This is a genomic window from Halodesulfovibrio spirochaetisodalis (genome assembly GCF_001672295.1).
Classification (GTDB): domain Bacteria; phylum Desulfobacterota; class Desulfovibrionia; order Desulfovibrionales; family Desulfovibrionaceae; genus Halodesulfovibrio; species Halodesulfovibrio spirochaetisodalis.
This window is the reverse complement of record NZ_JXMS01000014.1, coordinates 79970-89954: the sequence shown is the minus strand read 5'-3', so window position 1 is coordinate 89954 and position 9985 is coordinate 79970. Positions and strand designations below refer to the sequence as shown.

Below are 9985 nucleotides of genomic sequence, written 5' to 3'. Positions count from 1 at the left end.
TCCCGCCGACAACTTAGAAATTCATTGAATTTTTTGTTATTAGAAATTTTCTTTAAAAAAAATTTGTAAAAAATAAAAAAAATCCCTGTTTCTTCCGAAACAGGGATTTTGAACACTAAAAATAACAGTGATGCTATATTTTTTTAGAGAGCAGATCTTCTAATGCTAATGCAAACGCATCAATATCTTCTTTGGAAATGACAAGAGGAGGAACAAGACGCAGCACACGCTCCTGTGTAAGGTTTAAGATAAACCCGCGTTCAATAAGCGCTTCCCAAACGGCTTTGCCGTCCTCTGCAAGCACAACCCCTATCATAAGGCCATGTCCGCGCACTTCGTCAATGGTTCCCGGATGACGCTCCCCGATCTCACGGAAAAGATTCATCGCGTATTCGCCAAGCTCATGCGCCTGTTCTGCAAGCTTATCATCAACCATAATATCGATGACTTTTGCAGCAACAGCAGAAAGCACAGCACCAGCACCAAAGGTTGTGGCATGACTTCCCGGTTCAAACCCTTTTGAAACCTCTTCAGAGCAAAGCATAGCTCCCATAGGCAGACCGTTTGCCAAAGCTTTAGCACAAGACATTACATCCGGTTTCAGATCAAACAGCTGATGCGCCCAGAATTTTCCTGTGCGGCATAAACCGGTCTGAATCTCGTCCACCATGAACAGAATGCCTTTTTCGCGACAAATGCGCTCCACGCCTTTTGCAAAGTCAGCAGTCATAGGACGGATACCGCCCTCTCCCTGAATAACTTCCACAAGTACGCCTGCTGTTGATTCAGTAACAGCCTCTTCGAGAGCTGCTAAATCTCCCCACGGGATTTGTTTGAATCCTTGCGGAATCGGCGCAAAACCGTCAGCAAATTTTTCCTGTCCGGTAGCAGCCACGGTTGCCAGCGTTCTGCCGTGGAAGGCTCCAGTAAATGTTATGATCTCTCCGGCATCGCGCCCTTTAACCCGCTGAATATATCGTCGGCAAATTTTAATGGCTGCTTCGTTTGCTTCTGCACCGGAGTTGCAGAAAAATGCTTTATCAAAATGGCAGGTTGCAAGAATCTTTTCTGCAAGCTCAAGCTGCTCTTCCTGATAAAACAAATTGCTCACATGCACGAGTTTTCGTGCCTGCTCCGCCATCACATCGGCAAGCTCCGGTCGGCAGTGCCCGATGTTGGTCACTGCAATGCCGGACAACAAGTCAATATACTCTTTGTCTTCAAAGTCATACAAACGGGCACCATCACCACGCTTGATAGCAAGCGGGTACCGCCCGTAGGTGCGGCATAAAAGCTTTTCTTCACGCTGTTTCAATGCATCAAAACTCGTACTCATTCTCTGTTCCGCTTTTTTACCGCTCAATGCGGGTTACAGGGTTCTACTACATTGTTCCGGTATGTCCGAAACCACCTTCGCCACGCTCAGATTCTTCCAGTGAGTCCACTACGGCAATCTGTGCACGGAAAAACGGCTGAAAAACCAGCTGCGCTACACGTTCACCACGGGTAATCACACGATCTTCGCCGGAAGTATTCAATAATGAAATAAATATCTCGCCACGGTAATCAGGATCAACAACCCCTACTCCCTGACTGACAGTCAGTCCTCTTTTTGTGCCAAGCCCGCTGCGGGAGTAAAGAAAACCCGCCACGCAGTCACTCTGCGGATCAATGGCAATACCAGCAGGAACAGCATAGCGCCCGCCTGCCGGAATCATAACTTCATCCTCTTCAAAACAGGCACGTAAGTCCAGTCCAGCAGAACTTGGTGTTGCATACGCAAGTCCTGAGACACCATGTGCATCTGCACCATATAATTCAGCCGCGGCATCACGCACAAAACGTACATTCACCTGCAAGGACATTGTATTCTGTAACGATTCCTGACCGTTCACGGATAACTCCAGAAAGTTTTTCAAGTAATTTTGTCAAAACAATCTCATTCAATATTCCAGACACGCAAGAGAGTAAAGATACTAGAGCCAACCATTCTGTTCTGCTTTTTTTATCCATTCCTCTTTAAAGTGCAGTGTTTTCAAGGCGCAGCACCCAGACACACGGGGAATAATCATCAAAAACACTGCGAAAAAAGCTACTCTGTGGCATAACAAAGCTTACATGTTCTACCAGCACGCAGGAGAAACAGCATGCAGCCGTTAAAAATATTCAACGTTGTCCCAAAACTACCGGAAGGTCTGGAAGATTTATGGCGTCTTGCCTACAACTTCCGTTTTACGTGGTGCGGGCATACCGATAATGTTTTTAAACAGATAGATCAGCAGCTATGGGCTCAAACAGACCACAACCCGTTGCATTTTTTGCATCTTGTCAGCCCTAAACGCTTACAGGCTGTTGCAAAAGACCCATTCTTCCAGTCACAGCTCAAACTCACCATAGAAACGCTGAATGAATATTTTGAAGACCGCCCTTCACCGGTTATTGAAGATGCCTCGCCGGAAAATCCATCTGTCGCATACTTCAGTTTCGAATTTGGTATCGCCAGTTGTATGCCTATTTATTCAGGCGGGCTGGGTATCCTTGCGGGTGACCACTTAAAGTCAGCTTCCGACCTCAACATTCCTCTCGTGGGAGTAGGGTTACTCTACAAGCACGGCTATTACCGACAGTACCTGACACCGGACGGCTGGCAACAGGAAACCTATCCAGATCTGGACTTTACGCAAATACCAATTCTTCCTCTAGAGAACGGAGACGGGGAGCATGTGCGCATCACCATTCCCCTCGGCTCACAGAAACTTCACGCACAGATATGGAAAGCCAATGTGGGTCGAATCACGCTCCTGCTTATGGATACAGAAATTGCGGACAACCCTCCGGAATTCAGAGCCATTACTGCAAGCCTCTACGGCGGGGACAAGGAAATGCGCCTGTGGCAGGAAATCCTGCTCGGCATCGGCGGTATGAAGACACTGGAAGTCTGCGGCTATCACCCTCAAGTTATCCATATGAACGAAGGACACTCTGCCTTTGCAGGTGTTGAACGAATCCGTTCTTTTATGCGCAAAGGACTTTCCTTTGAATCCGCCACAGAAATTGTGGCATCCAGCTCCATATTTACAACACATACACCGGTTCCGGCGGGCAACGACAGGTTCAGCCCGGAACTGATGGAAAAATATTTTACAGAATATGCCCGCGACCTCGGGCTTGCCTTCAAGGTGTTCATGTCATTCGGGCGCGAAAACCCGTTTGATGATCAGGAACATTTCTGCATGACAGTTCTTGCTCTCAAACTGTCCCGTTTTAACAACGGGGTCTCCAAACTGCATAAGCATGTTTCACGCAGAATGTGGAAGAACCTCTGGCCGATGTATCCTCATGATGACATTCCGATTTCTGCACTGACAAACGGTGTCCATGCTCCAACTTGGACAGCTGATGACATGTGCGAAGTCTATGACAGATATCTTGGGAACAACTGGCGGGAAGACCCAGACTCCAAAACGATCTGGAGCCGCGCCGCAAATATCTCGGATGCGGAACTATGGCGAACACATGAACGTCTGCGCGCCCGCCTTGTAGATTTTGCCCGCCGCCGCCTGCGTGATCAGTTGCAGGCGCATGGCGCACGTAAACAAGAAATACAGAATGCAGATGAGATTCTTAACCCGCAGGCACTCACCATTGGTTTTGCCAGACGTTTTGCCACATACAAACGCGCAAATCTGATTATGCGCGAAAAAGAAAAGCTTCTGCGTCTGTTCAAAGATGTTGACCGCCCTATCCAGTTCGTCTTTGCAGGTAAGGCACATCCTGCGGACACCGAGGGCAAAAAATATATCAAAGAAATTGTCTCCACCTGCCGCAGCCTCGATTACCGTTTCCATATGGTTTTTCTGGAAGACTACGACATTGAGATTGCACAGCAAATGCTCGGCGGTTGTGATGTCTGGCTCAACACTCCACGAAGACCCTACGAAGCCTGCGGCACCAGCGGCATGAAAGCAGTGTTCAACGGCGTACTCACCTTAAGTACTCTGGACGGCTGGTGGGATGAGGCTTACCTGCCGGACAACAGCCTCGGATGGGCTATCGGTAAAGGTGAAGAATATACTGACCCTGACTATCAAGATTATGTGGAGCTGCGCACCCTGTTCAATATTCTGGAATTTGAAATCATACCGGAATTTTATGATAGAGGACGTGGAGGGCTTCCGCGTCAGTGGATACAACGCATGAAAAAAGCGTTTACCACGCTGGGACCGGAGTTCAACTCGCACCGCATGGTTATGGATTATGTCCACAAGGCATATAAGCCTGCCTACGACAACTACAACAAACTCTCACGTTACGATTTCCAGCCTGCCCGCGAGCTGGCAGACTGGCGTAATGACATTATGACCAAATGGAGCGGTATTGATCTTCGCAATGCGCACATCGAAATTAAAGATGAAGCATTTGTAGGACAAACCATCCAGATCAGTATCGACATTAAATTAAACGGAATTCACCGCGACAGCCTGCTGGCAGAAGCGTACTTCGGTCAGGTACAGCAGAACGGTGAATTTGCGTCACGTAATGTCCGCAAACTCACTCCAGTAGGTGATACCTCCGAGGACGGCTGGCAACATTTCGAGGGAGAAGTGATTCCGTCTAAACCAGGCAGGTTCGGCTACACTGTCCGCGTCATTCCAACTCATCCACTGTTGATCGACCCACGCTCACTTGGACTCATCCGTTGGGCAATTCCGCAGGAAACTGTCTGACCATACCCGTAAAAATATACAGAGAGCATTTTCATCCTATCATTATATAAGGGCGGAGGAGCAGTACAGCACCTTCGCCCTAAACTGATAGCAACAGTCCTTACTTGCCAGTTTGATGAACAATCAGTGCAGCACAAGGCGCACAGACCACTCAAGAGAACAGCATATTGAACAGACATGAGCGGTTGGGCGGTTTGAAGGAACCCAGCAACGTACTGACAGCTTCCCAATCTGGGTGCTCTTAGTAAAAGAGTTGCTAATCTGAAGCCAATGGTCTATTTGACGCACATTCCCATAGGAGGCTTCTGTGTCAGAACTATCCAATATTGCTATTATCGGCGGCGGCCTTGCTGGCTGTGAATGTGCCCGCAAACTCTCCCGAGCCGGAGTCGCCGTTACCATATTTGAAATGAAGCCGGAGCAATACTCTCCGGCACACAGCTATGAAGGACTTGCAGAGCTGGTTTGTTCCAACTCATTCCGCTCCGACCAGCCGGAAGCTGCTGTCGGTGTCCTTAAACAGGAAATGCGCGAACTCGACAGCTTAGTGCTGAAAGCTGCTGAAGCTACCCGTGTACCTGCGGGCAAAGCGTTGGCTGTTAACCGCGAACTGTTCAGCGACTACATCACTAAAGCAATTTCCGAGGATGAAAACATCACCCTCATCCATAAGGAAATCACCTCACTTGATGCTGAAGAGCTTAAAGGTTTCGACGCAGTTGTTCTTGCAGCCGGCCCCCTTGCCAGTGATGCGCTGAGCGACTCGCTTGCCAAGTCCCTCGATTCAGAGCACCTGTACTTCTACGATGCCATTGCACCGATCATTGCGGCGGACTCCGTTAACATGAATATCGCATTCTGGGGCTCCCGATACAATCCTGATGACAAGGATTACCTCAACTGCGCCTTGAATGAAGAAGAATACCATGCACTTCGTGAAGCGCTGATCAGCGGTGAAAAAGCCCCGACAAAAGATTTTGAAAAAGAAATCCACTTTGAAGGATGCATGCCGATTGAAGCACTTGCAGAACGCGGTGAAATGACACTTGCATTCGGCTCCTTCAAACCAGTAGGCTTTACTGATCCACGCACAGGCGAACGCCCGTTTGCACTGGTTCAGTTGCGTACTGAAAACCTGAACAAGTCCATGTTCAACCTCGTGGGCTGCCAGACCAAACTTAAATACAAAGAGCAGGATCGTATTTTCCGTATGATTCCAGGACTTGAGAATGCAGAGTTTGTCCGTTACGGCAGCGTCCACCGCAACACGTACGTCAACGCGCCTAAGACATTAACGCCTGAGCTTGCATTAAAAAACCGCCCGACTATCTACCTCGCCGGTCAGATCACCGGTGTGGAAGGATACGTTGAGTCTGCTGCATGCGGTTTGTGGCTCGGTACCATGCTTGCTGCCAAAGCTAAAAAGCTCACACTTGCAGAACCTCCGGCAGAAACATGTTTCGGCGGCCTGCTTGCACACCTGCGCACTGATCAAAAGAACTTTCAGCCTGCAAACGTCCAGTTCGGTCTCACTCCGGAACTGAACCGCAAAGCACGCAAAAAAGAACGTAAAGTGCTCTACGCACAACGTGCCCGTGAACGCTTTACTGAATGGTTTGCTGACCAAAAAGAAACGCTTGATGAGTGTTGTTTATAGCACATAAAAACGCGCCCTCAGTTCANCATACTGAGGGCGCGTTTTTTCATGTATATTTAGTTATTACAGCTACTTCACAGACGTAGAACGAACCACATAGGTTCTGGCAGTGCGAGGCGGAACAGAAACAGTAAACTGTCCTTTCACGGCCTTCACTATTTCTCCTGTCTGTGCTTCTTCCAGCTTGCTGGCGTCTCCGGCAACTCTTTTAAGCAGCGCAAATTTTTCCTGCGCAGTCTCCTCACCGAAGTTTATTACATTCACAGCCGCAATCGCTTGCATGCTGTTCTTTTGCGGCAACTTGAACACTTGGATAAGCATTCCCTTATCCTGCACCTGTGGAAGCTGGAGCAAACGTGCATGCTGTATCCCCAGTGCGTTGCGTAATTTGATAACACGGCGCATGGCACCGGCAAACGACTCTGTCATGCGTGTTTCAACATCAAACTTGCCAAACGCAGCAGGTGCCTTCGGCAACCCGAGTTCTGTCAGAATATTATTACCGGCACGGGATGTCAGGTCATACCCACCTGCGACATTCTGCCGGAGAGAATCTTCCTCTGTTGTATATTCAAGCAATCCGGCCGGAACCGGCAGCACACCGGTAAGCTCATCTGCTGACAGCATGAAGATACCCGGTTGCATTGCTTGCACATGTCCCAGAAAACTCAGACCATTATTTACAGTCTGCTTCTGCTCCACTGTCATATTACGAAAATCACGAATGCCCTGAACCGTTGCCACAAAAGCTGCTGGTGTCAGGTACAATCTGCTTCCGTGGAAAAAGACATCCCCGCCACTGGCAGAAAGTTTCTGCTGTACAGTCCGCAAGTATGCTTTGCGCTGTTCGCTGTTCTGCTTTTGTTCAGGCATAAACATAAACGGAAGCGAGAAATCTATGTACAGTTCAGGTTGTATTCTGTTGATGAAGCGTCGTTGATCAAATCCCAACTGAAGTATCGTATAAAGGCTTTGCCCCATAAGGCGTGCATCACCTGTTGCATACGCATACTGTGCAGCTGTTGCTAGCGCATGGTTAACAACAAAGTCTGCTCCACCATCGGATGCAGCCTTTAGATCCGGCAACGGCAGGTTATCTTCAAGGAATGTCCAGCCGCCATATCGGCGTACTTCCTGCGCCACTTCACGTGCGGCCTGTACTGCCGTATCACCCAGAGCAAAACCGGAATTCCCTGCATCAGAATATGCTGGCTCTGTGCCATACAACGGCGCAACACGCACAGTTGTCACAGCAGAATGGAGCATTCCGATTTCCTGAATAATCGAGCCGGAAATAAGACGCCGTGCTGCCTTGGAGGGGTCATTCCAGTTCAATAACGGGCGTGCATCCGAGCCATATCCTAAATAGAGAAAACGGCGACCGTTGCCATCAAGCCCGCGCACAACGCCGGTAGCATACCAGTTCATGGGTGTCAGAGAGATATCCAAAGAATCCCGAACTAACGGAGGAGGAAGAATACGGGCATTGCGCAACGCGTTGAGCGCGGCAGAGTCCAGACGCACGGCACGGGTACGGGTTGTAATCTCAGGCAGCTTGTCCCAGAGCTTACGCGGCACCTCTACCATACAGTATAATCCCTTGTATTCCTCCACACCGCGGGTGCTCAAAAAGTAGTCAGCACCACGCCCTGTGGCAAACGGCACTGATGTGTCGCCTACTATCATTCCATGTTGATTGGCTTTGCGCAAAAAGGCATTAAAGCGAGATTCATCGCCAATGCCTTTAGAGAAAAGGTAACTTACCGTATCATCACCAAGCTGACGTTCTTCAGAAGCATTTCCCCAGATAACACCGCTCTCACGCATAGCTCTGACATGTATTCCGCGCACGCCGAGATCACGTGCCGCCCGTAAAAAACCATCGCTTTGCAATGCACTGATAACGGGTTCTGAACCGGAGGTAAGTATACGGTTAGCATCCAGCGTTACCCATACCGGTGCGATATTGAGCATCATCTCAACACGCGGCTTTTCATACGGAGCAAGCCAGAAAAGGTTGGTACCGGAAACAACAGATGTTAATTTTTCAGAGGTGGTCAGCATGGCTTGCTTTTCAAGCCACTGGATATACCCCGGGTTTGCTCTCCCCATTGTTTCAGCCTCTAGAGACAACGGGGACTGAGCTGAGGAGCTGGAAATTTTTGGAGGTGTACAGCCTGACAATACAATCGCCAGCGCCACCGCCATAACTAACAGAACAGATTTGATTCTCACAAAAAAACTCCGCAAGAGGCTCAGCTGCAAAAGCTTCAGCCACATACGTAATAACAGGATAAGATTAGATGATAATAGAGTAGAATCACAGTGATTGTAGCAGAGTACACATACTGCATCATATAGCAGTGTGTGCGTTTATTCTGCCAGTTGGCTATATCAGCCGCTGCATACACTGCTAGGAAAATCGCGAACAGGCAAGTGCTTTACGTATGGATGCCCACTATTTTTTGGCAGAAGACAGAACCATCTAAAATGACTTGAAATCATGTGTAATGTCTGCTCTAGTAACGCCATATCAGGAGCTGCACTATAATTTTTTTCTTTACAGAACAAGAAAAGTGTTCAATCAACCAATCTGCTTCGCGACCACTGCTATTTTCTATCCCTTCATTGATAATTCAGAAGACCTTTTCGTAGCACGCTCCACCTACATCATCTCCGGCTCCCCGCAACAACGGCATCCGGAACCTACTTTACTGTCATTCCACGCGCGCTCAGATCGCGAAGCTATACTTAAACGAAAACGAGGATAACACGTGTCTTTTTATTCTGTAGAACAAACCAAGTGTAAAAAATGTCTTATCTGTGTAGAAGTTTGCCCGAACAAACTGCTCCTTAAAGATAAGGAAAGTGGACTCCCTAAGATGCGTATAGGTGCAGAATCTGCTTGTCTTGCATGCGGACACTGTGTTGCAGCATGCCCAGCGGACTGTATTACGTTGGAGCCGATGCCGTCCGAACAGTTTGTACCTGTTGATAAAACACTTGCCATTTCTGCAGAACAGGCAGACCAGTTCATGCGCACACGCAGGTCTGTACGAGCATTTAAATCTAAACCTGTACCGCACGACCCCCTGCAGGATATTATCTCCCTCACCGACTTTGCTCCGTCTGCAAGCCACAAGCAACCAGTGCAGTGGATTATGGTTGAGTCACCGGAAACTGTCCGTACTCTGGCAGAAATGACCATTGAATGGATGATGGATATCCGCAAAAACAACCGTGAACTCGCTAAGAAATACAGTGTTGCGGGTCTGATTGCGGGATGGAAAAAAGGACAGGATCTGATCCTGCGCGGTGCGCCACACCTTGCACTCTGCTACACAGAAAATAACCTGACATGGCATGATACCGACAGTGCAGTTGCTCTTACATACCTTGAACTTGCAGCTCATTCCAGAGGTGTAGGTGCTTGTTTTGCAGGCTTCTTTACCTATTGTGCCAACGATTATAAGCCGCTAAGAGATCTGTTAGGGCTTCAAGAAAACCACATCTGCTGTGGTGGACACATGCTCGGCTACCCTAAATTTACCTACCCACGGATTCCAATGCGCAAAAAATTGTCCGTGAACTGGTTATAGCC

Annotated in this window: 6 protein-coding genes; 3 read left to right on the top strand and 3 right to left on the bottom strand. The window is 48.5% G+C overall.

The features are described from left to right. Positions 1-133: 133 nt before the first annotated feature. Positions 134-1336, bottom strand: coding sequence for an aspartate aminotransferase family protein (locus tag SP90_RS09500; protein ID WP_066855013.1), 1203 nt, complete (start codon positions 1334-1336; stop codon positions 134-136). Positions 1337-1382: 46 nt separating this feature from the next. After that, positions 1383-1865 carry a dUTP diphosphatase gene (dut, locus tag SP90_RS09495; RefSeq protein ID WP_066855034.1) on the bottom strand — a complete coding sequence of 161 codons (483 nt, stop codon included), beginning with the start codon at positions 1863-1865 and terminating at the stop codon, positions 1383-1385. A gap of 282 nt (positions 1866-2147) precedes the next feature. On the opposite strand from dut, the gene glgP reads away from it, so the two are divergent. Both glgP and trmFO read left to right on the top strand, forming a co-directional pair. Further along, positions 2148-4727, top strand: coding sequence for an alpha-glucan family phosphorylase (glgP, locus tag SP90_RS09490; protein WP_066855010.1), 2580 nt, complete (start codon positions 2148-2150; stop codon positions 4725-4727). A gap of 307 nt (positions 4728-5034) precedes the next feature. After that, entirely contained in the window at positions 5035-6384 is a 1350-nt protein-coding gene (trmFO, locus tag SP90_RS09485) for a methylenetetrahydrofolate--tRNA-(uracil(54)-C(5))-methyltransferase (FADH(2)-oxidizing) TrmFO (protein ID WP_066855007.1), read from the top strand. Between the two features lie 69 nt (positions 6385-6453). Here trmFO and SP90_RS09480 read toward each other — a convergent pair whose 3' ends face one another. Further along, positions 6454-8619 carry a hypothetical protein gene (locus SP90_RS09480; RefSeq protein ID WP_066855003.1) on the bottom strand — a complete coding sequence of 722 codons (2166 nt, stop codon included), beginning with the start codon at positions 8617-8619 and terminating at the stop codon, positions 6454-6456. Between the two features lie 539 nt (positions 8620-9158). On the opposite strand from SP90_RS09480, the gene SP90_RS09475 reads away from it, so the two are divergent. Further along, a complete protein-coding gene (locus tag SP90_RS09475; RefSeq protein WP_066855001.1) occupies positions 9159-9983 on the top strand; it encodes a nitroreductase family protein in 825 nt (274 codons plus the stop codon). Positions 9984-9985 lie beyond the last annotated feature (2 nt).

What these genes read in the sequence shown, in the direction of transcription:
- SP90_RS09500 (WP_066855013.1), bottom strand. Translation starts at nt 1,336, where the DNA reads ATGAGTACGAGTTTTGATGCATTGAAACAGCGTGAAGAAAAGCTTTTA.
- dut (WP_066855034.1), bottom strand. Translation starts at nt 1,865, where the DNA reads ATGTCCTTGCAGGTGAATGTACGTTTTGTGCGTGATGCCGCGGCTGAA.
- glgP (WP_066855010.1), top strand. Translation starts at nt 2,148, where the DNA reads ATGCAGCCGTTAAAAATATTCAACGTTGTCCCAAAACTACCGGAAGGT.